Annotated in this window: 22 protein-coding genes; 15 read left to right on the top strand and 7 right to left on the bottom strand. The window is 62.4% G+C overall.

Annotation, left to right across the window (positions count from 1 at the left end; all coding sequences use genetic code 11):
- Positions 1 to 217 precede the first annotated feature (217 nt).
- Positions 218 to 1621, top strand: a complete 1404-nt coding sequence (locus BQ8794_RS32580) for a selenium-binding protein SBP56-related protein (RefSeq protein WP_077383772.1) — start codon at positions 218 to 220, stop codon at positions 1619 to 1621.
- A gap of 84 nt (positions 1622 to 1705) precedes the next feature.
- On the top strand, positions 1706 to 2287 hold the full coding sequence (locus BQ8794_RS32575) for a hypothetical protein (protein ID WP_342188989.1): 582 nt from the start codon (positions 1706 to 1708) through the stop codon (positions 2285 to 2287).
- Here BQ8794_RS32575 and BQ8794_RS32570 read toward each other — a convergent pair.
- Positions 2284 to 2712: a L,D-transpeptidase gene (locus BQ8794_RS32570; RefSeq protein ID WP_077383767.1), complete on the bottom strand. Its 429-nt coding sequence runs from the start codon at positions 2710 to 2712 to the stop codon at positions 2284 to 2286. The genes BQ8794_RS32575 and BQ8794_RS32570 overlap by 4 nt on opposite strands.
- A 231-nt stretch (positions 2713 to 2943) precedes the next feature.
- Between BQ8794_RS32570 and BQ8794_RS32565 the strand changes: the two genes are divergently transcribed.
- From BQ8794_RS32565 to BQ8794_RS32540, 5 genes are all read left to right on the top strand, one after another.
- Positions 2944 to 4224 carry an acetylornithine deacetylase/succinyl-diaminopimelate desuccinylase family protein gene (locus BQ8794_RS32565; protein ID WP_077383765.1) on the top strand — a complete coding sequence of 427 codons (1281 nt, stop codon included), beginning with the start codon at positions 2944 to 2946 and terminating at the stop codon, positions 4222 to 4224.
- A 130-nt stretch (positions 4225 to 4354) separates the two neighbouring features.
- A complete protein-coding gene (locus BQ8794_RS32560; RefSeq protein WP_077383763.1) occupies positions 4355 to 5833 on the top strand; it encodes an ABC transporter substrate-binding protein in 1479 nt (492 codons plus the stop codon).
- Between the two features lie 328 nt (positions 5834 to 6161).
- A complete protein-coding gene (locus BQ8794_RS32550; RefSeq protein ID WP_077383761.1) occupies positions 6162 to 7109 on the top strand; it encodes an ABC transporter permease in 948 nt (315 codons plus the stop codon).
- Positions 7106 to 7975, top strand: a complete 870-nt coding sequence (locus tag BQ8794_RS32545; RefSeq protein WP_077383759.1) for an ABC transporter permease — start codon at positions 7106 to 7108, stop codon at positions 7973 to 7975. Before BQ8794_RS32550 ends, BQ8794_RS32545 begins: the two co-directional genes overlap by 4 nt.
- Entirely contained in the window at positions 7972 to 9636 is a 1665-nt protein-coding gene (locus BQ8794_RS32540; RefSeq protein ID WP_077383758.1) for an ABC transporter ATP-binding protein, read from the top strand. Before BQ8794_RS32545 ends, BQ8794_RS32540 begins: the two co-directional genes overlap by 4 nt.
- Before the next feature lie 22 nt (positions 9637 to 9658).
- On the opposite strand, the gene BQ8794_RS32535 is transcribed toward BQ8794_RS32540, so the two are convergent.
- The gene (locus tag BQ8794_RS32535) at positions 9659 to 10090 is read right to left on the bottom strand and encodes a TerB family tellurite resistance protein (protein WP_077383867.1); all 432 of its coding nucleotides are present in this window, start codon (positions 10088 to 10090) and stop codon (positions 9659 to 9661) included.
- A gap of 48 nt (positions 10091 to 10138) precedes the next feature.
- On the opposite strand from BQ8794_RS32535, the gene BQ8794_RS35905 reads away from it, so the two are divergent.
- The 4 genes from BQ8794_RS35905 to BQ8794_RS32520 all read left to right on the top strand — a co-directional run bounded on the left by BQ8794_RS35905 (position 10139) and on the right by BQ8794_RS32520 (position 12311).
- Entirely contained in the window at positions 10139 to 10276 is a 138-nt protein-coding gene (locus BQ8794_RS35905) for a hypothetical protein (RefSeq protein ID WP_167378927.1), read from the top strand.
- Between the two features lie 391 nt (positions 10277 to 10667).
- Positions 10668 to 10838 carry a hypothetical protein gene (locus BQ8794_RS32530; protein ID WP_077383756.1) on the top strand — a complete coding sequence of 57 codons (171 nt, stop codon included), beginning with the start codon at positions 10668 to 10670 and terminating at the stop codon, positions 10836 to 10838.
- Between the two features lie 99 nt (positions 10839 to 10937).
- Positions 10938 to 11771 (top strand): helix-turn-helix domain-containing protein, encoded by an 834-nt coding sequence (locus tag BQ8794_RS32525; protein ID WP_077383753.1) that lies wholly within the window; start codon positions 10938 to 10940, stop codon positions 11769 to 11771.
- Positions 11772 to 11891: 120 nt separating this feature from the next.
- Complete coding sequence (locus tag BQ8794_RS32520; protein ID WP_077383865.1) at positions 11892 to 12311, top strand: VOC family protein; 420 nt, start codon at positions 11892 to 11894, stop codon at positions 12309 to 12311.
- A gap of 367 nt (positions 12312 to 12678) precedes the next feature.
- On the opposite strand, the gene BQ8794_RS32515 is transcribed toward BQ8794_RS32520, so the two are convergent.
- Positions 12679 to 14151 carry a cobyric acid synthase gene (locus BQ8794_RS32515; RefSeq protein WP_077383751.1) on the bottom strand — a complete coding sequence of 491 codons (1473 nt, stop codon included), beginning with the start codon at positions 14149 to 14151 and terminating at the stop codon, positions 12679 to 12681.
- Positions 14151 to 14765, bottom strand: a complete 615-nt coding sequence (locus BQ8794_RS32510; protein WP_077383749.1) for a dimethylsulfonioproprionate lyase family protein — start codon at positions 14763 to 14765, stop codon at positions 14151 to 14153. Before BQ8794_RS32510 ends, BQ8794_RS32515 begins: the two co-directional genes overlap by 1 nt.
- 151 nt (positions 14766 to 14916) lie before the next feature.
- Here BQ8794_RS32510 and BQ8794_RS32505 point away from each other — a divergent pair, with 151 nt between their 5' ends.
- The 4 genes from BQ8794_RS32505 (at position 14917) to BQ8794_RS32485 (ending at position 20453) form a co-directional block, all read left to right on the top strand.
- Positions 14917 to 16083 carry an isobutyryl-CoA dehydrogenase gene (locus BQ8794_RS32505; RefSeq protein ID WP_077383747.1) on the top strand — a complete coding sequence of 389 codons (1167 nt, stop codon included), beginning with the start codon at positions 14917 to 14919 and terminating at the stop codon, positions 16081 to 16083.
- Positions 16084 to 16099: 16 nt separating this feature from the next.
- A complete protein-coding gene (locus BQ8794_RS32500) occupies positions 16100 to 16468 on the top strand; it encodes a four helix bundle protein (RefSeq protein ID WP_077383745.1) in 369 nt (122 codons plus the stop codon).
- Positions 16469 to 16505: 37 nt separating this feature from the next.
- Positions 16506 to 17390: a 3-hydroxyisobutyrate dehydrogenase gene (mmsB, locus tag BQ8794_RS32495; RefSeq protein ID WP_077383743.1), complete on the top strand. Its 885-nt coding sequence runs from the start codon at positions 16506 to 16508 to the stop codon at positions 17388 to 17390.
- 1026 nt (positions 17391 to 18416) lie between these two features.
- Positions 18417 to 20453, top strand: a complete 2037-nt coding sequence (locus BQ8794_RS32485) for an ABC transporter ATP-binding protein/permease (protein WP_143744809.1) — start codon at positions 18417 to 18419, stop codon at positions 20451 to 20453.
- 108 nt (positions 20454 to 20561) lie between these two features.
- Here BQ8794_RS32485 and BQ8794_RS32480 read toward each other — a convergent pair whose 3' ends face one another.
- The 3 genes from BQ8794_RS32480 to BQ8794_RS32470 are packed head-to-tail and all read right to left on the bottom strand — an operon-like array spanning position 20562 to position 24230.
- Entirely contained in the window at positions 20562 to 21941 is a 1380-nt protein-coding gene (locus tag BQ8794_RS32480) for an aspartate aminotransferase family protein (protein WP_077383739.1), read from the bottom strand.
- A gap of 51 nt (positions 21942 to 21992) precedes the next feature.
- Positions 21993 to 22115, bottom strand: a complete 123-nt coding sequence (locus tag BQ8794_RS32475) for a capsid protein (protein WP_077383737.1) — start codon at positions 22113 to 22115, stop codon at positions 21993 to 21995.
- Between the two features lie 45 nt (positions 22116 to 22160).
- Positions 22161 to 24230 carry a prolyl oligopeptidase family serine peptidase gene (locus BQ8794_RS32470; protein ID WP_077383734.1) on the bottom strand — a complete coding sequence of 690 codons (2070 nt, stop codon included), beginning with the start codon at positions 24228 to 24230 and terminating at the stop codon, positions 22161 to 22163.
- Positions 24231 to 24287: the final 57 nt, after the last annotated feature.

Here is a 24287-nt window from a genome sequence, read left to right as displayed (position 1 = left end):
AAGCCGTTCGGGCGCATTTATTCAGGATTCCGAATGCTTCCTCCCACCCCTATATTCTGCCCAAAGCCCGCCCACGTAAATAGTGTTAGAGCGACGCGGTGTCAGACAGACGAGGAGACTTGGTGTATTATGATCCTACCTGGGCCACATTTCAAAAGGGAGCGACACAGAGAGCACCAAAAATAAAGTTTCACAAACGCGTAGGGAGGATACCGCGATGAATCTGCGACCAGACCCCACATTCTATCCGTCACCGAAGCTGGCTATGGAAGGGCCGCCGGAAACTCTGGCCTACACGTTGATGCTTAGCCCGGACTTCTCGCAACCCGACGGCCTGGCTGTGGTGAATGTCGATCCAAATTCGCCGGATTTCGGCAAGATCGTCCACACTGTGATCATGCCAAACAAGGGCGATGAGTTTCATCACTTCGGCTGGAATGCGTGTTCTTCGGCGCTATCACCACTGACTGGCCACGCCTTTTTGGAGCGTCGTTATCTGATCATTCCGGGCATGCGTTCGTCGCGCATCTACATAATTGATGTGAAGGGCGGGCCGACAGCCGCCAAGATTCACAAGATCATCGAACCCGCAGAAGTCTTTGCCAAGACGGGCTATTCCCGCCCGCATACGATCCACTGCGGACCCGAGGGCATCTATGTCTCGACCCTCGGCGGCGGCGGCAAGGACGGTACCGACGGTCCTCCGGGCATTTTCATCATGGATTGCCAGACCTTCGATGTCATTGGCCGCTATGAGATAGATCGTGGCGCCCAGGACAAGCACTACGATTTCTGGTGGAACCTGCCGCGCGACTACATGGTCAGTTCCGAATGGGCCCTGCCGCCGCAGTTCGAAAACGGCATCGTCCCTGAGGATCTACTGTCCAACAAGTACGGCCACCGCATGCATTTCTGGGATCTGCGTGCGCGTAAGAACATTCAGACGATCGATCTGGGCGCCAATCACCAAATGGCGCTCGAAATCCGCCCGGCGCATGATCCAGTCCGGCAATACGGCTTCTGCGGCGTTGTGGTCGATACCACCAATCTCGAAGGCTCGATCTGGACTTGGTGGCGCGACGCAGATGGCAAGTTCCAAGCCAAGAAGACAGCGATCATCCCGCCTCAACCGGCCAATGCCGACGATCTGCCGGATCTTCTGAAGGGTTTCTCGGCGGTGCCCCCGCTGGTCACCGACATCGACCTCAGCCTCGACGACAAATATCTCTATGTGGCTTGTTGGGGTACGGGTGAAATGCATCAATACGATGTCAGCGACCCGATGAAGCCGGTTCTGGCGGGCAAGGTCGAACTGGGTGGGATCGTCAAGAAGACCAAGCACCCCTGTGGCAAGGTCTTCGGCTATGGGCCACAGATGGTCGAGATTAGCCGCGACGGCAAGCGTGTCTATTGGACCAATTCGCTCTATTCGACCTGGGACGATCAGTTCTATCCCGGTGAGCGCGGCGGGGCGATGGTGAAGGCCGATGTTGGCGCCAATGGTGGCCTGACGCTCGACACCAACTTCTTCGTCGAGTTCCCCAAAGGCTATCGAACGCACCAGATCCGACTTGAAGGCGGCGACTGCTCTACCGACAGTTTCTGCTACCCATCGGTCTAGGTGTCGCCCGAACTCCTTTCGACCACAGCCGGCCTCTGGTTTGCTGTGGTCGCCAGCGGGATTTACCATGGCGTAAACCCGGGTATGGGCTGGCCGCTTGCTGTTTCGGCCGCCCTGATGGAACGGCGAGCCTGTGCGCTGCCGGGCGCACTCCTGGCGCTGGCGTTCGGGCATCTTGTCGCCATGACGGTGGTCCTCTTGCCCTTCGCGCTGATGACCGTGCTGGTTGATTGGCAAACCGAGATCCGCGTTGGCGCAGGTCTAATTGTCGTTGCGCTCGGAGTCTGGCTGCTCTTCAACCGGCGGCATCCTAGATTTCTGGCGCGCGTGCCGCCGTCGCGACTGGCGCTCTGGTCCTTTCTGGTCGCCGTCGCGCATGGCGCCGGCCTGATGCTGGTGCCGATCTACCTCGGCCTGTGCGGCGTCGTTGAAACGGATGCCGGGCACCGTGCCGCGACCGCCCTCATTGCACGAACTGCAGCGCTCTCGATCGGCGTGGCAGCGGTCCACACCGGCGCGATGATCACTGCCGGCGGCGCTTTGGCCTTCGGCGTCTATCGGTGGCTGGGATTAAGGTTTCTTTCGAAAAGCTGGTTTGATCTAGATGCGATCTGGGCGCTAAGCCTGGTTCTGGTCGGGGCGATCGGCGTGTTTTCCGCGCTCTAGTTGGTCACCACGATCCGCGTGTTGCGGAAGCCGGCCCGCCGCACCATGGAATAGAAGGCGGCGGCATTGGCCGGATGCAGCCGCACGCAGCCATGCGACGCCGGGCGCCCGAGAGATTTTACCGCGCCGGTGCCATGGATGGCGTAGCCGCCGCGGTAGAATACCGAATGAGGCATCGGCGACATGTCGTATTTGCGCGAATACCACATCCGCGCCGTTCGTTGCGGCCGGTAGCTGCCGCGCGGCGTGATATAGCCTTTGCGCGCCGTGGATACGCGCCATCGGTAAACCGCCTGACCGTATCTTACAGTCATCGTCTGCGATGACACGTCGATCCTTGCAACCAGCTTAGCTGCCCAGCCCTCGACCGATGAACCGAGCAGCATCGTTGCCAGTGCCGCTGCCATGAAGACGGTTTTTTTCATGCGATCAAACCCCTTTGATTGCCCTTGCCCGCTTGCCTTCACGCAATTCTTCATCTTTTTAATCGCAAGTGAATGAGGTAACGACACACCTCTGACGAATTCACCAATCCAAAGCAGCGAATTTGAACGATTTCCCGCGATAGTTGCCGTGACGACACGTAAACCAGGTAACTAGGGCGCGACCCGCCAACAGGCTTGCCAAAACGCATCGTTGGCTGCTCAATTCGTCGAATGAACGAACTCCTGCTGAAAGCGGTCGATGATCGGGTCGACGACCTGGTCACACTGACCGCGGAGCTGATCCGCTTTCCGACCATCAACCCGCCCGGCGAGGCCTATCGGCCATGCGCCGAATACGTCGGGGCGCGGCTGAAGAAGCGCGGTTTCGAAGTCGAATTCATCCGCGCCGAGGGCACGCCCGGCGACACCGACCGCTACCCGCGCGTCAACGTCGTCGCCCGCTTCGCTGGCCGCTCGCCCGGCGCCTGCGTGCATTTCAACTCGCATATCGACGTGGTCGAAGCCGGCGACGGCTGGAGCCTCGATCCCTTCGCCGGCATCGTCAGGGGTGGCAAGGTCTATGGCCGCGGCGCCTGCGACATGAAGGGCGGCCTGGCCTCCTCGATCATCGCCACCGAAGCCTTCATGGAGGTGTTCCCCGATTTTCCCGGCGCCATCGAGATTTCGGGCACGGTCGACGAGGAGTCGGGCGGCTTCGGCGGCGTCGCGCATCTGGCCAAGCTCGGCTATTTCTCCAAGCCGAAGGTCGACCACGTCATCATTCCCGAGCCGTTGAACAAGGACCGCATCTGCCTTGGCCATCGCGGCGTCTGGTGGGCGGAGATCGAGACCAAGGGCGAGATCGCGCACGGCTCGATGCCGTTCCTCGGCGACAATGCGGTGCGCCATATGGGCGCCGTGCTAAGGGCTTTCGAGGACGAGCTGTTCCCGGCGCTCGACCGCAAGGTCACGCGCATGCCGGTCGTGCCCGACGGGGCAAAGCGCTCGACCATGAACATCAACTCGGTCCATGGCGGCCAGACCGAGGATTTCAGGCCCGGCCTGCCCTCGCCCAACGTCCCCGATTCCTGCCGGCTGACCATCGACCGCCGCTTCCTGCTCGAAGAGGATCTTGGCACGGTCAAGAGCGAGGTGACCGATATCCTCGACCGGCTGAAGCGCGAGCGCAAGAAATTCGACTACGAGATCCGCGATCTCATGGAGGTGCTGCCGCTGATGACCGAGCGCGATGCGCCGGTGGTCAAGGCGGTGGCGCAGGGCATCATGGAGATATTCGACCGCGAGCCCGACTACGTGATCTCGCCCGGCACCTACGACCAGAAGCATATTGCCCGCATCGGTCACATCTACGACTGCATCGCCTATGGCCCGGGCATTCTCGACCTCGCCCACAGGCCCGACGAATGGGTGGGGATTTCAGACATGGTCGAGTCGGCCAAGGTGATGGCGATCGGGCTCAACGTGCTGCTGAGGGGCACGGGCGCTCGGTAGTCGGTGATGGGCGAAAAAAACATTCCTGCCGGCGCTGCCGGAAAGCACGAAACGCAATTTACTCCTCGGTGAAATCACGCTTCTATCCACCGGTTTTGAGCATGTTTTTGAGCATATCGGGAGTTGCACGATGAAATTGTGGAAAACCATTCTCACCGCTGCGGCCCTGGTGCTGTCTGCCGGAACATCGGCATTTGCGGCGCGGACCGATCTGGTCATCGGTATTACGCTCGAGCCTCCGCATCTCGATCCGACCGCCGGCGCTGCGGCGGCGATCGACGAGGTGCTTTATGCCAATGTGTTCGAGGGGCTGACCCGCATCGGTGCGAACGGCGAGGTGCTGCCGGCTCTCGCCGAAAGCTGGACCGTTTCCGACGACGGCAAGGTCTACACCTTCAAGCTGCATAGCGGCGTGAAATTCCATGACGGCACCGACTTCAATGCCGACGACGTCAAATTCTCGCTCGACCGCGCCCGTGCCGACAACTCCGTCAACGCACAAAAGGGCCTGTTCGCCGCCATCGATACGGTCGAAATGGTCGATCCGGCGACGGTCAGGATCACGCTGAAGAACCCGCAAAGTTCGTTCCTCTACAATATGGGCTGGGGCGACGCGGTCATCGTCGCGCCGGAGACAGCCGACATCAACAAGGAAAAGCCTGTCGGCACCGGCCCGTTCAAATTCCAGAACTGGGCCAAGGGTTCGTCGATCACGCTGGTCAAGTCCGACACTTACTGGGGCGCCCCGGTGTCCCTCGACAAGGCCGAGTTCCGCATCGTCACGGATGCCGCAGCCGCCGTGCCGGCGCTGCTTTCCGGCGATGTTCAGGCCTTCCCTTTCTTCGACCCCGACAGCGTCGCCCAGATCCAGGGCGACCCGCGCTTCAAGGTGATGATCGGCGCGACCGAGGGTGAGACCATCCTTTCGATGAACAACAAGAAGCCGCCTTTCGACAGGCTGCAGGTCAGGCAGGCGATTTCGTTTGCGCTCGACCGCAAGGCGATCATCGACGGCGCTTCGGCCGGTTTGGGCGTGCCGATCGGCTCGCATATGTCACCCGCCAACAAGGCCTATGTCGACCTCACCGGCCTCTATCCGCACAATGTCGAGAAGGCCAGGGAACTCTTGAAGGAATCCGGCCTGGAGAACGGCTTCAAGGCGACGCTGAAATTGCCGCCACCCCCCTATGCGCGACTTGGCGGCGAGATCATCGCGTCGCAGCTTCGCGATGTCGGCATCGACCTGCAGATCGTGCCGGTGGAATGGGCGCAGTGGCTGGACCAGGTCTTCACCAGGAAGGACTACGACCTGACCATCGTTTCCCACACCGAGCCCAACGACATCGATATCTATTCGCGCAAGGATTATTACTTCAACTACGACAACCCGACCTTCGACAAGATCATCGCCGATCTGAACCTCACCTCCGATGAGGCCAAGCGCATGACGCTGCTCGGCGAGGCGCAGAAGATACTGGCCGACGATGCCGTGGTCGGCTTCCTCTACGAACTGCCGAAAGTCGGCGTCTGGGACGCCAAGCTCGAGGGTTTTTGGAAAAATGCGCCGATCCAGGCCAATGATTTGACCAAGGTGAAGTGGACGGAGTGAGGGACTGCTGGCCAAAAGGGCGAAGCTTGCAGCCGGTGGCACCCCGCTCTGTCCTGCCGGGATGCCTGGCCCGAGCCGCAGGGCAATCGCTTCAGTTCTGCGCTGCCCCTCATCGCCCTGCCGGGCACTTCTCCCCGTATAGTGACGGGGAGAAGGACGCCTTCGCAAAGGATTTCGCCAATCTCCAGCGTTGCAGAAGAGGTGCCAAGGTTGCGGCCAGCCCCCTTCTCCCCGTCACTATACGGGGAGAAGGTGCCGGCAGGCGGATGAGGGGCGGCGCCGGCATTAACAGTTGGCCGGTCGATGGCAACACTGCGGTCCTCCCGCCATGACCGCCTATCTCCTCAAGCGTCTTGCCATCGCCCTCATCACGCTGGTCCTGGCCTCGATGGTGGTCTTTGCCGTGCTGGAGATCATTCCCGGCGACCCGGCGCGGCTGATGCTGGGCATGAACGCCAGCGCCGACCAGGTCGAGTTGCTGCGCAACCAGATGGGTCTCAACGCGCCGCTTGCCGCGCGCTATCTGCACTGGGCCGGCGGCTTGCTGAGCCTCGATTTCGGCCGTTCCTACACCTATTCGGTGCCGGTCATCGACCTGATCCGCGAGCGCATCGTGGTCTCGCTGCCGCTGGCGCTGATCGCGTTGGCGCTGTCCACCATCATCGCCATTCCGGTCGGGCTGTTTTCCGCCGGCCGGCACGGACAGGCCGGCGACACGATCGCAATGGGCGCCGCCCAGCTTGGTGTCGCCGTGCCGAACTTCTGGTTTGCGCTGATGCTGATCTACCTGTTTGCCGTCTGGCTGCGGCTGGTGCCGGCCGGCGGCTTTCCGGGATGGAGCGCCGGCGTCTGGCCGGCGCTGAAATCGCTGGTCCTGCCGGCGATCGCGCTCGCTCTGCCGCAAGCGGCGATCCTCGCCCGCGTCACCCGCTCGGCGATGATCGACGTGCTGAGCGAGGACTATATCCGCACTGCCCGCGCCAAGGGCCTGCCCTATCGCGCGGTGCTGTGGCGGCACGCGCTGCGCAACGCGATGATCCCGGTGCTGACCATTCTCGGCCTGCAGTTCGCCTTCCTGCTCGCCGGCACCATCATCATCGAGAACGTCTTTTATCTCCCCGGCCTCGGCCGGCTGGTGTTCCAGGCGATCACCCAGCGCGACCTGATCGTCGTCGAAAGCGTCGTCATGCTGCTGGTCGCCGCCGTCATCGCCGTCAACCTGCTTGTCGATCTCTCCTATGCGGTCGTCGATCCGCGGCTGAGAAGCCGCCAATGACGTTGCGCTTCGACCTCCCTGAGGATAATTTTGCCGACATCCTCGTCAGGGCTTTCACCAACCGATCGTTCCTCACCGGCTTCGTCATCACTGCACTGGTGGCAGCGGTCGCCATCGTCTCGTTCTTCTGGACGCCTTTTGACGTCACCAGGCTGATCATCGCCGACAAGACCCAGGCACCCTCGCCGGCGCACTGGTTCGGCACCGATCATTTCGGCCGCGACATTTTTTCCATGATCATGGTCGGGGCCCGCAATTCGATCGCCGTGGCGCTGGTGGCGGTCGGTATCGGCATGGGCGTTGGCGTGCCGCTCGGCGCCCTTGCCGCGGCGCGCGGCGGCATCGTCGACGAAGCGGTAATGCGGCTGAACGATCTCGTCTTCGCCTTCCCTGCCCTGCTGTCGGCGATCATGATCACCGCCATCTTCGGCCCGGGCGCGCTCAACGCCATCATCGCCATCGGCATTTTCAACATCCCGGTCTTCGCCCGCGTCGCCCGGGCCGGCGCGCTGGCGATCTGGCCGCGCGAATTCATCCTCGCCGCGCGCGCCGCCGGAAAAGGCAAAGCACTGATCACCGTGGAACACGTGCTGCCCAACATCGTCACTTTGCTCCTCGTGCAAGGCACGATCCAGTTCGCGCTCGGCATCCTGGCCGAAGCTGGGCTTTCCTATGTCGGGCTCGGCACACAGCCGCCAATGCCGAGCTGGGGCCGGATGCTGTTCGATGCGCAGACGCGCATGGGGGTGGCGCCGTGGATGGCGATCTTTCCCGGCATGGCGATCGTCGTCACCGTGCTTGGACTGAACCTACTCGGCGACGGTATTGCCGACATCCTCGACCCCAAATCGCGGCGGCAGCGATGAGCCTGCTCGAAATCGAGAAATTGTCGCTGACGATCGGCGACACGCCGATCCTGAGGGATGTCGAGCTCTCCGTCGCGCCCGGCGAGGTGACGGGGCTGGTCGGCGAATCCGGCTCGGGCAAATCGATCACGGCATTGACGGTGATGCGGCTTCTGCCCTGGGCGGCGCGCGCCAGCGGGCGCGTCGCCTTCGACGGCATCGACATCCTTGCGGCCAGCGAAGACCAGATGTGCGCGCTGCGCGGCGATGATATCGGCATGGTTTTCCAGGAACCGATGACGGCGCTGAACCCGGTCAAGACGATTGGCGAGCAGGTCGCCGAAGGCATCCGCTGGCACACCAGGGCAAGCCGCGCCGACGCCGAGGACCGCGCCCGAAAAATGCTCGACCGGGTTGGCCTGCCCCCAGCGCAAGTCCCGCTGTCGCGCTATCCGCACGAGCTTTCCGGCGGCCAGCGCCAGCGCGTCGTCATCGCCATCGCCTGCGCGCTGAAACCAAAACTGCTGATCGCCGACGAGCCGACGACGGCGCTCGACGTCGTGCTGCAGGCGCAGATCCTCGACCTGTTGCGCGACCTGGTCGCAGAAAACCGCATGGGTCTGCTGTTGATCTCGCATGACCTGGCGGTTGTGACCGAAATGGCGGAGCGCATCACCATCCTGCGGCACGGCGAAGTGATGGAGGCCGGCGACACGGCGCGCACCTTGTCCGAGCAGCTTCATCCCTACACGCGGCAGCTGGCGCAGGCCTCGATGCATGTGCCGGCGCGTGCCACGACGCACGAGGTCGGCCAAGACAACCCCCAGCTCCAGGTTGCCAAACCTCTTCTTCAGGGAGCCAGACCTCTTCTTCAGGTAGAGAGCGTGACGCGGGACTATCCGGGACGCCGCAAATCGCTGCTGAAGCGCGCGGCCCCGACCCGCGCCGTCGACGACGTCTCGTTCTCGATCGATCCCGGCCAGTCGGTGGCGCTGGTCGGGCGTTCCGGTTGCGGCAAGTCCACGCTTGCCCGCATGGTCCTGGCGCTGGACGGGCCGACATCGGGAACGATCCGGTTTCGCGGCGAAGTCATCACCGGCAAGAGCGAGGCGGAGCTCAAGCCGGCGCGCCGCGACATGCAGGTGGTGTTCCAGGACCCTTACGGCTCCTTCGATCCGCGCCAGAAGGTCGAAAAACTGGTCGCCGAGCCACTGCATGTCCTGGAGAAGAAGCCGACGGATGCGGAACGGCGCGAGATGGTGGCAAAGGCCCTGCACGATGTCGGCCTTGGTCCACGCGACATGGACAAATATCCGCACGAATTTTCAGGTGGCCAGCGCCAGCGCCTGTCGATCGCCCGCGCCATCATCACCCGCCCCAAGCTGGTCGTCGCCGACGAGCCGGTCTCGGCGCTCGACGTCTCGATCCGCGCCCAGATTCTCGACCTGTTCGCCGAGCTCAACCAGACGCTCGGCGTTGCCTATCTGTTTATCACCCACGATCTGACCGTTGCCCGCGCCATCACCGACCAGGTGATGATCATGCATGCCGGCAAGATCGTCGAGCGCGGCAGGACGAGCGAGGTTCTCGACCATCCGCAGTCCGAAGCGGCGAAGTCGCTGGTCGCTGCGGCCCCGGACCTGCACCGCGCGATTGCCCGGCGGTTACAGGAACAGGGGTGAACAGCCGACCGTTCAGAGAGGCTTACTCTTCGGCCTTCACCACATCGGCTGGGCTGATGTCGAGCAAGTCGAGGGTGCGGCGCAAGAGCTGCATCTCTGTCCCGGCAAGTTGCGAATCGGCCTTGGCAATCTCGGCCATATGGCGGGCAAGCAGGCTGCGCCTCTCGACGTCGAGGTCACGGAACTGCGCGATGGCTTGCGAGCCGTTGGTCTCGTAGCCGAACTCGTTGAGATATTCGATGACGCTGTCGATGCTGGCTTCCGGAATACCGAAGGCTTCCCGGCAGATGCGCCTGAACGCGACCATTTCACTCTCGCTGACCGTGCCGTCGGCCAAAATCATGCGAAACAGCATCAGCAGTTCCGCCGACAGCACAGGATCGTCCGCGACCTTGCGCACGCCGGGGTCGCCGTCGAAGATCGAACGTATCTGGTCCAGCAATGCGAATGCCATCAGCATCCCCTTTCCGATTCGTTGCAAATAGGTAGCGCGGAATCGGCCTTGCGCAAATGGTCGGCTGTGGTCGAGCGCGCCATATTTTCCCTCTGGCCGGAAGCCCCTTCCCGCAACCATCCCATGTTCGATCTCGCCATCCAGACCGTCGTCATCCTCGGCGCCTACTTCAACATTCCGGAGTAGGCGCTGTCGGTGAAGCTGCCGATCTCCCCCCTTGCGGGGGAGATGCCCGGCAGGGCAGAGGGGGGTGCTGTCCCTCCGACCTGTCAACCAATTTTTACCAACCCTCAGGCTGTTTCCGGTTGGGATGGTCAAAGCCGAAAGTTGGCGATCCTTCCCACCCCCCTCTGTCCTGCCCTCCCTTTGCCAAAATTTGGCATCTCCCCCGCAAGGGGTCCGCAAGGGGTCCGCAAGGGGGGAGATTGGATGTCGCTTCAGCTTTCGCCAACCATCAACGCTGGAAGGCAGCGCAAACCTGAAGCAATGCCTTGAACCCGCTGCGCCCCGCTGATTGGTGTGTGAACGGGGCGCCTGATAGGATGCGGTTGTAAGAATCATGTCGGAGGAGCCACACATGAATCTCAGTGCGCCTACGCAGCTTATTTTCATCATATCCCTTGTTATCGCCATCATCGGCCTTCTCGCCGCTCTCGGCGTTTTTGCGTTCATTCCCCTGGCCGCGGTGTGGATTGTCCTCATCGCTTATATCGTGCTTGCCGGCGGCTGCCTGGTTCGCGGCGCCTAATCCCTCAGATCTCAGGCAACTCGGAGCGCCCGGCCACAGGCCGGGCGCTTTTGATTCTGAGGGCTGGTCTGCTACCATCCGCGGGCGGAAGGAAAGCCCATGTCTGCCCAGAGCGAAGACGGCAGCAACCACCACAGCCCTGGCCTCGACCGGTTCGAGATGGTGCGGCATGCGCCCGGCCCTTGGCTCCAGGGTTCAGTCACTGACATCTGCGGCTACCGCGAAACCATGCCCGGCCGGTTCCGCAACGTCGAGTATGCATCGCTGACCGTGCCGCTGGTCATCAGCTTTGCCGAACCCTTCGCCATCGGACTCGGCAAGGAGCCGGGCGACAACGACCGCTTCGCCAGTTTCGCCGCCGGCCTCTATGCCGGTCCGGTGGTGATCGAATCCCGAGGCGGCGCCTGCTGCGTCCAGGTCAATTTCACCCCGCTCGGCGCCCGACGCTTCTTCGGCCTTGCGATGAGCGAACTGACCGACCGCATGGTCGGCCTCGACGATGTGCTCGGGATCGAAGGCATCGCGCTGCGCGAAAGACTTGGCAATGCGCACGCCTGGAGCGCACGTTTTGCCATCGTCGAGACGTTCGTCGCCGCGCGGCTGGCCAAAGCCCGCGAAACCCAGGCCGAAATCGCCTGGGCCTATGACCGGATCATCGTCTCGGGCGGTCGCATTCGCGTCTCATCGCTCGCCGACAGGCTGGGCTGGAGCCGCAAGCATCTCTTGGGAAAATTCTCCAACGCGATCGGCGTCGGCCCCAAGACGCTGTCGCGTATCGTCCGCTTCAACCGGGCGCTGGGCCTGTCGAGGCAGGGCAAATCCGATTGGGCTGATATCGCCGCCGATTGCGGCTATGCCGACCAGGCGCATCTGGTGCGCGAATTCCGCGACTTTGCCGGCGAAACGCCGACGGCGCTGGCCGCCCAGGCATAGGTTCTGAAACGGCTCTTGCGACGCCCAAGGGGGCGCGCGGGCAGGTAACATTTCTTCAAGACGTGGGAACAGCCTTCGCCCAGACTGGATTATCGTCCAATCCAATTGAAGGAGATCGTCATGACCATGTCAGTCGAACCGCCCAGGCTCTATCCGACCTTGCGCTACCGCAATGCCGCCAAAATGATCGACTGGCTGGGTGAAGCCTTCGGCTTTAGCGTTCATGCCCGCTACGGCGAAGGCGACATCGTCCAACACGCCGAACTGACTTTCGGCTCCTCGATGATCATGCTGGGCACTGCACGCGACGACAAGTTTGGCCAGATGATCGGCGCGCCGGGCCCGGGTGGCGGCAAATCGATCTATGTTGCCGTCGACGATGCCGATACCGCTTATGCCCGAGCCAAGAAGGCCGGCGCCGAAATACTGGAAGAGCTGACCGACCGCGACTATGGCAGCCGCGAATTCATCTGCCGCGATCCGGAAGGCAATGTCTGGTCGTTCGGAACTTACTGGCCGAAGGTTGGTGAAAAGGCCTGAATTGGCAGTGCTGCTGCAGGCGAAGCAGGAGCGAAGCGACGTCGCGGTCAACGCTGGAGATTGGCGAAAGCCGAAGTGACAGCCAATCTCCCCCCTTGTGGGGGAGATGTCCGGCAGGACAGAGGGGGGCGCTGTCCCGCCGGCCTGTCAACCGTTAGTAGCTACGCCGGCAGAGTGGTTAGTGGCTGAGAATGAAGTTATAGCAAAGGCTGGCGATCCTTCGCGCCCCCCTCTGCCCTGCCGGGCATCTCCCCCACAAGGGGGGAGATCGGCAGCGTCGGCGACAGCGCCAACGTTCAACGCTCCCGCCAGGGCATGCGCTTCGTCAGCGCAACATCTGACCTGTCAAAGCTCCTTCGCCGAGCAGCTACCGCGCCAAACCAAAAATCGTGTCGCAGTCGAGGTGGGTTTCCAGCTCGGCTGCGATCTCGTCGAGCGCCCGTTCGACCTTGGCGCGATAATCGATGCCGCCGCCTTTGACGCCGAGATTTTCCAGGAATTTCGCCCGAAAAGCGTCGGCGGAAAACAGCCCGTGCAGATAGCTGCCCGACACCTTGCCGTCGGCCGAGACGGCGCCGTCATCGACGCCGTTGATGACGGCGGACGGCCGCAGCGTGTCGGGACCGGTGGTGCGGCCGAGATGAATCTCGTAGCCCTTGAGCGGCAGATCGAACTGGACCGAGCGAGCGCTGACATTGCGCACCGTCTTTTCCGGCTCCATCACCGTTTCGACGTCGAGCAGGCCGAGCCCGTCCGTCTCGGTAACGCTGCCCTCGATGCCGTCGGGATCGCGCACGACACGGCCGAGCATCTGGAAGCCGCCGCAGATGCCGACCACATGGCCGCCGCGCTTGCGATGGGCGGCAAGGTCGCGGTCCCAGCCGTTTTCACGGAATCTCAGGAGATCGCCGATCGTCGACTTTGAGCCGGGAATGATCACCAGCCCAGCGTCGTCCGGCAAATGCTGGCCGGGCGGCACGAAGACGACCTCGACCTGCGGCTCGGCCTTGAGCGGGTCGAGGTCGTCGAAATTGGCGATGCGCGAAAGCATCGGCACGGCGACCTTCAGCGCGCGCTTCTCGCCGGACGCCAGGCGTTCGAGCACCACGGAATCTTCCGAGGGCAGCCGCGCCGCCGCCTTCAGCCACGGCACGACGCCAAAGCAGCGCCAGCCGGTGAAGCTCTTGATCGCCTTGATGCCGTCGTCGAACAGCGAGACATCGCCGCGGAACTTGTTGATGAGATAGCCGACGATCATGCGCCGGTCCTCTTCAGGCAAGATCAGATGGGTGCCGGCGACCGAGGCGATGACGCCGCCGCGATCGATGTCGCCGACGAGGATCACCGGCACGTTGGCGCGCGTCGCAAAGCCCATATTGGCAATGTCTCGGCTCCTCAGATTGATCTCGGCCGGCGAGCCGGCGCCTTCGACGATGACGAGGTCGGCACCCTCGCCGACCTTGGCCCAGGAGTCGAGCACGGCAGCCATCAGACGGGCTTTCAGCGCCTGGTAGTCGCGTGCCCGCGCCTCGCCGAACACCTTGCCCTGCACCACCACTTGCGCGCCGATATCGGTCTGCGGCTTGAGCAGCACCGGGTTCATATGGACGGTGGGCACAACGCGACAGGCGATCGCCTGCAGCCATTGGGCACGGCCGATCTCGCCGCCGAGTTTGTCGCCCGGTATATCGGCGACGGCGGCGTTGTTCGACATGTTCTGCGGCTTGAACGGCCGCACCTTCAGCCCACGGTTCCTCGCCGCGCGGCAGAGGCCCGCGACCAGCACCGTCTTGCCGACATCGGAGCCTGTGCCCTGCAGCATGATCGCCTTGGCCGCCATTAATTCCTGCCCTGTGAAACGCTGCCGCTGATCGTGGATTTCGCGGCCAGTGGTCCGCCGCGCCAGATATAGAGCGCCAGCAGAGGCTCCTTGCCGGTGCGCATAGCATGGCTGACATCAGAGGCATGGTGGATCACCTCACCCGCCTCACGCCTGCGAAAGTCGCCTTCGCCCATGCGCCATTCGGTGCCGCCGGTCAGCGGAATGTAGATCTCCTCGGCGACATGATGGTGGTCGGGATAGACGATTTCAGGCCCGAGGATCAGCAGACCGGCCGCGACCTCGTCGTTGACGAAATGGCCGCGCATGCCGAAGACCTCCAGCCAGCCGTAATTGTCGATGAATGTCTGGCCGAGATCCGCCTCGCTGTAGGTCTGCCCCCAGCACAGATCGCCGCGACGCTCCGCAAGCAGCCGCGCCAGCGGCTGGGTGTTGGCCGGAGCGAGCTCGACGATGCGGTCGAGCTGGCGCAGGCAGGCGAGCGGACGCGGCTCGAGCCGACGCGCCGGCATGGCCCAGAAGATCCGGGCCACCGCATCGCGCACCAGCGCATCATCGAATGTTGCGAGAGTGGCGTGGAAACGCTCAAGCAGCTCATCGAAAATTGTTGTCACGCCTTGCCCCAGACACGCATTCTCGCACAGCCGCCCCCAAATCGTTGGATGGAGATGGTCGGCTTGCGCGGCGGCATCATTGGTCTAGATTGAACCGCGCGCAAAGCCAAAAACGACAGGCCAGCAGGCCGAAGACATCACGGAGCACGCCATGGACGCCGCTGTCGATGCGGGCACCAGCCAGTTCGAACTCAACGAGGACCAGCGCGCCATCCAGGAGATGGCCGAGGCCTTCGCTGCCGATCGCGTGGCACCGAACGCGCTCGACTGGGATCGCAACAAGCATTTTCCGGCAGACGTGATCCGCGAGACTGGCCCGCTCGGCCTTGGCGGCATCTATATCAGTGACGATGTCGGCGGCTCAGCGCTCGGCCGGCTCGACGCGGTGCTGATCTTCGAGGCGCTTTCGCGCGCCGATCCGGCCTTTTCCTCCTTCATCTCGATCCACAACATGGTGGCCTCGATGATCGACCGCTTCGGCAGTGACGAGCAGCGCCAACGCTTCCTGCCGAAGCTGACTTCGATGGAATGGCTGGCCAGCTATTGCCTTACCGAGCCAGGCTCGGGATCGGATGCTGCGGCGCTGAAGACGCGCGCGGTGAAGAGTGGCGGCGACTATGTGCTGAACGGCGTCAAGCAGTTCATCTCGGGCGCCGGCGACAGCGACCTCTACATCGTCATGGCGCGCACCGGCGCCGACGGGCCGAAGGGCATTTCGACCTTCGTCGTGCCGAAAGATGCGCCCGGCCTGTCTTTCGGCGCCAACGAGCACAAGATGGGCTGGCACATGCAGTCGACCCGCCAGGTCGTCTTCGAGGACTGCAAGGTGCCGGCGCAAAACCTGCTCTCGGACGAAGGCGCCGGCTTCGGCATCGCCATGGCCGGGCTCGACGGCGGCCGGCTCAACATCGCCGCCTGTTCGCTGGGCGGGGCGCAATCGGCGCTCGACAAGGCGCTGTCCTACACCGCCGAACGCAAGGCCTTCGGAGCCAAGATCAACCAGTTCCAGGCGCTGCAATTCAAGCTGGCCGACATGGAGACCGAACTGCAGGCTGCACGGATATTCCTTTACGCCGCTGCCTCGAAGCTCGACCGCAAGGCCCCTGACGCCTCAAAATGGTCGGCGATGGCCAAGCGCTTCGTCACCGACATCGGCTTCAACGTTGCCAACGACGCGCTGCAACTGCATGGCGGCTATGGCTACCTGCACGATTACGGCATCGAGAAGCTGGTGCGGGATTTGCGTGTCCACCAGATTCTCGAAGGCACCAACGAGATCATGCGCGTCATCATCGCACGCGCCCTGATCGGCCGGTAAGGCAATAGGCAATAGGATGACCGGCAAGATCAATTGGTACAAGGATCTTATCGTATGGCAGCAGGCGATGGATCTGGCCGTCGCCACCTACTCCTTGACCAAGGCATGGCCAAAAGAGGAATTGTATGGGTTGACCAGCCAAATCCGCCGCTCAGCAGCCTCTATCCCTGCAAACGTCGCGGAAGGTTACGGCCGAGACGACAGAGGCTCTTCTCAGCAATTTCTCCGGATAGCCCAAGGGTCGCTGAAGGCGTTCGAGACGCACCTCCAGATCGCTGAACGCATTGGCCTTGCTACGCATGATCAAGCTTATCAGATGCTGTTAGCGACCGAGGGCATCGGAAAAATGCTTCGCCAGCTTATTAGCAAACTCGCGCCAGAATAGGCTGCCTACTGCCTTACCCAAATCACGGAGTGCCATTATGACCACCATCGCCTTCATCGGCCTCGGCAATATGGGCAATCCGATGGCAGCCAACCTCGTCAAAGCTGGATATGCCGTTCACGGCTTCGACCTGATCCCGGAAAATCTCGTCATCGCCAAGGAGCATGGGGTCGTCGTCATGGCCAATGCCGTTGCCGCGGTGAAGGAGGCCGATGTGGTCATCACCATGCTGCCGGCCGGCAAACATGTCCTGTCGGTCTATGAAGACATCGCGCCCAAGGCGAAAAAAGGTGCGCTGTTCATCGATTCCTCGACCATCGACGTCGAATCGGCACGAAAAGCCCACGCCATTGCCGTCAGACACAAGCTGCTGTCGATCGACGCGCCGGTTTCCGGCGGCACCGGCGGCGCCACCGCCGGCACGCTGACCTTCATGGCCGGCGGCTCGAAGGAAGCCTTCGCCAGGGCCGAACCAATCCTCAAGCCGATGGCCGGCCGCATCGTCCATTGCGGCGATGACGGCGCCGGACAGGCGGCAAAGATATGCAACAACATGATCTTGGGCATTTCGATGATCGGCGTCGCCGAAGCCTTCGTTCTGGCGGAAAAGCTCGGCCTGTCGCATCAGGCGCTGTTCGACGTCGCCTCGAACTCGTCGGGCCAGTGCTGGTCGCTGACCACCTACTGCCCGGTCCCCGGCCCGGTGCCGACATCGCCGGCCAACAATGGCTACAGGCCGGGGTTTGCCGCGGCACTGATGCTGAAGGACCTGAAACTGTCGCAGGAAGCCGCGCAAAGCGCCGGTGCGGTGACGCCGCTCGGCGCCGAGGCCGCCCAGCTTTATGCGCTGTTCAACGCTCAGGGGCATGCCGCTGCCGACTTCTCCGGCATCATAAATTTCCTGCGCGGCACCCCGGCGTAATGCATGTCGCCCAAAAGCTTGCCCTTCAGACGCGACGCGCTTTAAGCCTCGAACTCGACCGGCCTCGGTTTCCGGCAAAGAAACATCGCAAATTTAGATTTGCTTAAACTATCGATAACCACCCGGTAACGATGTCCCTGTAGAACGGAGTGCGAGGCGGCATATCGCATCCGCCCGGCGCTCCGGATCAGGTCTCGCGTCCCGGAGCCCGTAAGTTTCGCCAAGTGTTCAGTCAGCGAAGCGCCATGCGTATCTGGCAAAGCCGCGTTCCCGATGGAGCGCGGTTTTTGCATTTCGCATTCTTCAACGACAGTGAGACGATTCGCCCCCGCGTCTCCAGATGGTCGTCGGCCTCGTGGCGAGCGCGATCTGAGATTCCGCTGCAATATGAAAGCCTCGGTCGAAAACGACCTCTTGTCGTACATTCGTGATTGCGACTCTGATCTCGCCAGGAGGTCGCTATAGCAAGAACCCGGTCATCCATTCCGCGCTGTAGAATCCTGCGGCAAGAATGATAGCGATGGCAACCAGTCCGGTCCAAACACCCCGCATAGCGAAGGGCGACAAAATTGCTATTGCGAGGATACCAACCCAGACCAATGCTGATCTCAGGTAGATTTCCTTGTTCGCATAGTTCCAGGAGCCGCCCTCCATCGGTCCCTCCGTCATTCCCCAGGGATAGCACCTCTGCGCAGCCGGTGGTGGCCAGCAACAGGAGGAAAGCGCAAAGAGATGCTTGGACTACCATTTCAATGAGGCTGGGCTTGCGGACCATCATGGCCATTACTGTATGTCGCCGCAGTTCCGCCTTCCACCCATGCCGGTCATGCCGAATTTATGAGTTCACAGCCTAACCCCTGAAGCTCATCAGTCCTGTCGGCAAGATTGTCGACAGGCTCACGAAGTGGCAGCCGATCAAGGAAGACGCCAGGAAACGAAGCCGACCGCATCCGCGCCGACGTGGAGATCAAGCGGCTTGAGCGGACATCATTGAAACCTTATGATTTCTAAGCCGTTATCGCCGGTATGTCCGGGGCAAAATCCAAGCCGAAATCGGTCTCCAAATCACGCGATGCCGAAAAGCCGCGCCAGGAGAAGCAATCGACTGTCGAAGTCGCGTCTGAGATCGTCGGCGCGGCCCCGTCGCCGCAGGATTTCATCGAACCCGATCCGGAGCTGACCCCTGAGGAGGCCCCTGAGGAGGCCGAGCAGGCGCGCAAGAGATACTTGCTGAGGCGTTTCTGGATCAGCGCGCGCGGCTACTGGGGCCGCGGAGGCGACAGGCGGGCTTGGCCGTACACGATCGGGTTATTGCTCCTAATCGTCATCAATGTCGGCTTCCAGTATGGGATCAATGTCTGGAATCGCGCAATTTTCGACGCCCTTGAGCAACGCAATGCGCGCACCGTCTATGTCCTGAGCGCCGTTTTCGTGCCGCTCGTGCTCGGAAGCGGAAGCCTTGTCGTTGCACAGGTCTTCCTTCGCATGACGATGCAGCGCCGCTGGCGTTCCTGGCTCACCAACGCGGTCATCGCGCGTTGGCTTGCAAGCGGCCGCTACTTTCAGTTGAACCTCGTCGGCGGCGACCACCAGAACCCCGAAGCCCGCATCACGGAGGATTTGCGGATTGCCACCGAATCCCCGGTCGACTTCATCGCCGGTGTCATCAACGCGTTTCTGTCGGCCTCGACCTTCATCGTGGTGCTCTGGACGATCGGCGGGGCCCTGACCCTGACGATCGCAGGTTCGACGGTGACCATTCCCGGCTTTCTCGTCATCACCGCGGTAGTCTATGCCGCGATCACATCCACCTCGATGGCGGTCATTGGCCGCCATTTCGTCCACCTCTCCGAGGAAAAAAATCAGGCGGAAGCCGAATTCCGCTACACGCTGACGCGCGTGCGGGAAAACGGCGAGAGTATCGCATTGCTCGGCGGCGAGGAGGAGGAGCGTAGCGGCATCGACAAGACGTTCGCCTATGTGCTCAGGCAATGGGCGCTCCTTACAGGTCAGCACATGCGCACAGCGCTGGTATCGCAGGGGGCGAGTCTGTTTGCGCCTGTCGTGCCGATTTTGCTTTGCGCTCCAAAGTTTCTCGAAGGCAGCATGACACTTGGCGAGGTAATGCAGGCTGCCTCTGCCTTTGCCATCGTGCAGGGCGCGTTCGGATGGCTGGTCGACAACTACCCCCGTCTCGCCAATTGGAACGCCTGTGCTCGGCGCATCGCCTCGCTGATGATGTCGCTCGACGGGCTCGAGCGCGCGGAACAGAGCAACACGCTCGGACGCATAAAGCGCGGCGAAGCTGCAGGCGATGCGATGCTCAGCCTGAACAATCTGTCCGTATCGCTCGACGACGGCACCGCCGTGGTCAAGGAAACCAAGGTCGTAATCAAATCAGGCGAGCGGGTGCTCGTCGCCGGCGAATCCGGTTCAGGCAAGAGTACGCTGGTGCGGGCCGTCGCAGGTCTTTGGCCGTGGGGTGGCGGCAGCGTCAACATCCACGCCGACAGACGGCTGTTCATGTTGCCGCAACGGCCTTATGTCCCCACCGGGACGCTTCGCCGCGCTGTCGCCTATCCAGGCGCCGCCGATCGCTGGACGCTGGACAAGATCAAGGCTGCCCTCGACAAGGTCGGACTCGATTATCTGAACGACAAGCTCGAGGACGACGCGCCATGGGACCAGACCCTGTCGGGTGGCGAAAAGCAGCGGCTCGCCTTCGCGCGTCTTCTGCTGCACAGTCCCGATATCATCGTGCTGGATGAAGCAACGTCAGCACTCGATGAAAAGAGCCAGGACAAGATGATGGAGATGATCGTTCACGAATTGCCGAAGGTCACCATCATAAGCGTGGCGCATCGCGCTGAGTTGGAAGCCTTTCATAGCCGCAAGATCACATTGGAGCGGCGCGAGGGCGGCGCAAAGCTTGTCAGCGATATCGATCTTGTCCAGCGCAAGAGAAGACGGAACTTGCTTGTGCGATTTATGGGGCGCCGGCTCGCCGTACCAAAACGCAGCACGACCTTGAGCAAAGCGGCGCTGCCCGAGACAAAAAAGTGAAGTCCGCCGATCGGGCCTCGGTCCTTGGTGAGCGGCTCCTCCGGCTGGCAGAATCCGGCATTCAAACGCCGGGCGTCGGGTTGCAGGGCGCCCGGCGATCGTTCTATCTTATTGCTTGCGCAAATCCGCTTGCGCCAGATCAAGCGCCTTGGCGATGCGGCCGCAGGCCAGGTCGATCGTCTCGCGCGTCCAGATCAGCGGCGGCGACAGGATCATCGTGTCGCCGGTGGCGCGCAGCATCATGCCCTGGGCAACTGCGTGGTCGCGGACGGTCACGGCCGCGCTCCCGGCCGGCAGGAAGCGCTCCCTGGTCGCCTTGTCGCTGACGATCTCGATCGCCCCCATCAGCCCGATCGAGCGCACCTCGCCGACCAGACCGTGCCCGCCGACGTGCTCCCGCAGCGCCTTGGCGAAATAGGGTCCGGTGTCGTTCTTGACCCGATCGACCAAACCTTCCCGCTCGATGATCTCGAGGTTCTTCAGCGCCACGGCGCAGGCCACGGGGTGGCCGGCATAGGTATAGCCGTGATTGAACTCGCCGCCCTTCTCGACCAGCGTCGCGGCGATGCGGTCACCGACCAGCAGTGCCGACAGCGGCTGATAACCGGAGGTCAGCGCCTTGGCGGTGGTGATGGTATCGGGCTCGATGTCGAATGTCTGAGCTGCGAACCACTCGCCGGTGCGGCCATAGCCGGTGATGACCTCGTCCAGCATCAGCAGGATATCGTATTTGCGGCAGATCCGCTGCACTTCCGGCCAATAGCTCATCGGCGGTATCTTCACGCCGCCTGCTCCCATCACCGGCTCGCCGATGAAGGCGGCGACCTTGTCGGCGCCGGCTTCGAGGATGGCATCCTCGACGGCCTTGGCCGCGCGCAGGCCGAAATCATGGTCGCTTTCGCCGGGCAGAGCCAGCTCATAGGCATAAGGCATCATCACATGAACGATGTTGGGAACCGCGCCGTTGAGCTGCTTGTGCATCGGCTCCATGCCGCCCAGCGACGTGCCGGCGATGGTCGAGCCGTGATAGGCGCTTTTGCGCGAGATGATGCGGTTCTTCTCCGGCTTGCCTTCCAATGCCCAATAGTGGCGCACGAGGCGCAGCGCTGTGTCGTTGGCCTCCGAACCGGACGAGCCGAAGAACATCTGGTTGACATGCTTCGGCGCCAGTTCCGCCAGCTTTTTGGCCAGCAGCACCGGTGTCGGGGTCGAGCATTTGAAGAAGGAGTTGTAGTAGGGCAGTTCCTTCATCTGGGCGTAAGCGGCGTCGGCCAGCTCATCGCGGCCGTAACCGATGTTGACGCACCACAGCCCGGCCATGCCGTCGAGGATTTCCGTGCCTTCGGAATCGTAGATGAACGGCCCGTTGGCGTGGGTGATGATGCGTGAGCCGGCCTCGCGCATCTCCTTGTGGTCGGTAAACGGATGAAGGTGATGCGCAGCATCGATCTGCTGAAGCTGCTTCAGCGAATAATTCTGATAGGTCATGTCTAATCTTCCTCTTGAACCAATCCGGCAATTGCAGCCGGGGCGGATTCGTCAGAGGAAGGCGGGCGGCGAATAGCCGATGCGGGCGCAAAGCCGCAAAAGCTCGGCGCGCAGCGTGCGCGGCGACGGCGTCACCGCCACCCCAAACGCGCATGATGCCTTCATCCGAGCCATGCAGCATCTTAGGCGGTCTGATGCGATCAGTTCAAGCCGTTCCGTTCAAGCCGTTCCAGTCAGCGCCCGTTGCAGGAAGACATACTTCATCGCCGCCTGTGCCGCTTGCGGCCGGCGATCGCCGCGCCCGCCATGGCCGCCCTCGGTCTCCTCGAAAAACAGCGTCTTCGCGTGGCCGGCAGCCTGCAGCCGCGCCGCCATCTTGCGCGCATGGCCGGGATGGACGCGGTCGTCGGCCGTCGATGTCGTCAGCAGCACCGGCGGATAGGCGGCATCGGGCTCGACATGCTGATAAGGCGAGTAAGCCGCCAGCGACGCGGCCTCTTCCGGCTTCGCCGGATCGCCATACTCGGCCATCCAGGATGCGCCGGGCGGCAGCTCGGTGTACCGCAGCATGTCGAGCAGCGGCACGTCTATGATCACCGCACCGAAAAGCTCCGGATGCTGGGTCAGCGAAACGCCGGTCAGCAGGCCGCCATTCGAGCCGCCCTGGATGCCGAGCGTCGCCGGCGTGGCGATGCCGCGTTTCACCAGGTCTTTCGCGACCGCGGCGAAATCGTCGAAGGCGTTCTGGCGATTGGCCTTGAGCGCGGCCTGATGCCAGTTCGGGCCGAACTCGCCGCCGCCGCGGATATTGGCCTGCACATAGGCATTGCCCTTTTCCAGCCACAGCCGGCCGCGCACGCCGGCATAGCCGGGCAGCAGCGGCACTTCGAAGCCGCCATAGCCGTAAAGCAGCGTCGGAACCGGCCCGTTCTGGTCGCGCCGCCTGACGACGAAATAAGGGATTCTGGTGCCGTCCTTCGAGCGTGCCTCGAACTGTTCCGAGACCAGCGACGACGCATCGAAACGCGCCGGCTGCGATTTCACCGTTGCCAGCGTCGCAGCGTTGTCGTCCGACCAGATGATCGAACTCGGCGTCAGGAAATCGGTGAAGGAGAAGGACACGCTGGAGCCGAAACGCTCGGCGTGGCTGATGCCGACACTGCCGTTTTCGGGCAGCGCCACCGGCTGCAGCGACCAGCCGTTGCCGCTGCGATCGCAGGCGACGACCTTGCCGCGCACATTGTCCATCAGATTGATGAACAACCGGTCCCGCGTGCGGGCAATCCCGGCAATCGAGACACGATCCGCCGGCTCGAGCACGGTCTCGATAGGCCCGAGCGCATTGGTCTCGATCCAGCGCGCGAAGCCCAGCGAATAGAGGCCATCAGGCTTGCACAGCGTGCCGTCCGGCGCCGTCCACGGGCTGCGCACCCCAAAGACGAGCTGATCCCTGAACAGCACCGTGTCGGAAACGTCGTCCGGCAACGGGATGCGCCTGTTTTCACCGGAGGCCAGACGTAGAAAACTGTGCGAGGCAAAGAAATCGAGCGTCCTGGTCAGCAACAGATGACGCTTGTCGCCGTCGAATTCGAGGGAACCGCCGGCGGCGAGATCCTGCTTCTGCGCCTCGAAAATCGGCGTCGCATCCTCCAGCCTGGTGCCGCGCTTCCAAAGCTTGACCACGCGCGGATAACCAGACTGGGTTTTTTCGTCCTCTTCGAAGGCAGCCGAGACGATGACCGTGTCCTTGTCCAGCCAGTTGAAGCCCGACTTCGAGGCAGGAGCACGAAAGCCGTCCTCGACAAAGGACTTGCTGTCGATGTCGAATTCGCGCATTTCGCTGGCGTCGCCGCCATCCGGCGACAGGCTGAGCAGGCAGCGGCTGAAATCGGGGTAAAGCCGGCTGGCGCCGCTGAACACCCATTTCACACCCTCTTTGGCTGACAGACTGTCGAAGTCGATGATCGTCTCCCAATCCGGCTTCTCGGTCTTGTAGGAAGCGACCGTCGTGCGCCGCCAGAGGCCGAGCACATTGGTCTTGTCCTGCCAGAAATTATAGACGTGGCCGTTGAGCGCAGACCCGACCGCAATGTTGTCTTCGGCCGTCATCAGGTCGAGCGCAGTTTGGAAGGAGGCCTGGTAGGACGGATCGCCCTGCAATTCACCTGTTGTAACCTCGTTCTGACGGTGAACCCAGTCGAGCGCTTCCTTGCCTGTTCTGTCCTCCAGCCAGAGAAAGGGATCTTCGGCCGATGAATTCGGCTGCCTCTGTGTGTTCGGTTTGGTCATGTGGTCTCCGAAAATTGGTCAAGCTCGGTGCCACACATCGGCATGGCGCTATCGAGA

Source organism: Mesorhizobium prunaredense (assembly GCF_900156895.1).
GTDB classification, from domain to species: Bacteria; Pseudomonadota; Alphaproteobacteria; order Rhizobiales; family Rhizobiaceae; genus Mesorhizobium; species Mesorhizobium prunaredense.
Note: the sequence above shows the minus strand (reverse complement) of the source record. Positions and strands in the feature narration are given on the sequence as shown.

Excerpts from the sequence above, each read along its gene's own strand:
- BQ8794_RS32580 (WP_077383772.1), top strand. The coding sequence starts at position 218 with ATGAATCTGCGACCAGACCCCACATTCTATCCGTCACCGAAGCTGGCT.
- BQ8794_RS32575 (WP_342188989.1), top strand. The coding sequence starts at position 1,706 with ATGGGCTGGCCGCTTGCTGTTTCGGCCGCCCTGATGGAACGGCGAGCC.
- BQ8794_RS32570 (WP_077383767.1), bottom strand. The coding sequence starts at position 2,712 with ATGAAAAAAACCGTCTTCATGGCAGCGGCACTGGCAACGATGCTGCTC.
- BQ8794_RS32565 (WP_077383765.1), top strand. The coding sequence starts at position 2,944 with ATGAACGAACTCCTGCTGAAAGCGGTCGATGATCGGGTCGACGACCTG.
- BQ8794_RS32560 (WP_077383763.1), top strand. The coding sequence starts at position 4,355 with ATGAAATTGTGGAAAACCATTCTCACCGCTGCGGCCCTGGTGCTGTCT.
- BQ8794_RS32550 (WP_077383761.1), top strand. The coding sequence starts at position 6,162 with ATGACCGCCTATCTCCTCAAGCGTCTTGCCATCGCCCTCATCACGCTG.
- BQ8794_RS32545 (WP_077383759.1), top strand. The coding sequence starts at position 7,106 with ATGACGTTGCGCTTCGACCTCCCTGAGGATAATTTTGCCGACATCCTC.
- BQ8794_RS32540 (WP_077383758.1), top strand. The coding sequence starts at position 7,972 with ATGAGCCTGCTCGAAATCGAGAAATTGTCGCTGACGATCGGCGACACG.
- BQ8794_RS32535 (WP_077383867.1), bottom strand. The coding sequence starts at position 10,090 with ATGGCATTCGCATTGCTGGACCAGATACGTTCGATCTTCGACGGCGAC.
- BQ8794_RS32530 (WP_077383756.1), top strand. The coding sequence starts at position 10,668 with ATGAATCTCAGTGCGCCTACGCAGCTTATTTTCATCATATCCCTTGTT.
- BQ8794_RS32525 (WP_077383753.1), top strand. The coding sequence starts at position 10,938 with ATGTCTGCCCAGAGCGAAGACGGCAGCAACCACCACAGCCCTGGCCTC.
- BQ8794_RS32520 (WP_077383865.1), top strand. The coding sequence starts at position 11,892 with ATGACCATGTCAGTCGAACCGCCCAGGCTCTATCCGACCTTGCGCTAC.
- BQ8794_RS32515 (WP_077383751.1), bottom strand. The coding sequence starts at position 14,151 with ATGGCGGCCAAGGCGATCATGCTGCAGGGCACAGGCTCCGATGTCGGC.
- BQ8794_RS32505 (WP_077383747.1), top strand. The coding sequence starts at position 14,917 with ATGGACGCCGCTGTCGATGCGGGCACCAGCCAGTTCGAACTCAACGAG.
- BQ8794_RS32500 (WP_077383745.1), top strand. The coding sequence starts at position 16,100 with ATGACCGGCAAGATCAATTGGTACAAGGATCTTATCGTATGGCAGCAG.
- mmsB (WP_077383743.1), top strand. The coding sequence starts at position 16,506 with ATGACCACCATCGCCTTCATCGGCCTCGGCAATATGGGCAATCCGATG.
- BQ8794_RS32485 (WP_143744809.1), top strand. The coding sequence starts at position 18,417 with ATGTCCGGGGCAAAATCCAAGCCGAAATCGGTCTCCAAATCACGCGAT.
- BQ8794_RS32480 (WP_077383739.1), bottom strand. The coding sequence starts at position 21,941 with ATGACCTATCAGAATTATTCGCTGAAGCAGCTTCAGCAGATCGATGCT.
- BQ8794_RS32475 (WP_077383737.1), bottom strand. The coding sequence starts at position 22,115 with ATGGCTCGGATGAAGGCATCATGCGCGTTTGGGGTGGCGGTGACGCCG.
- BQ8794_RS32470 (WP_077383734.1), bottom strand. The coding sequence starts at position 24,230 with ATGACCAAACCGAACACACAGAGGCAGCCGAATTCATCGGCCGAAGAT.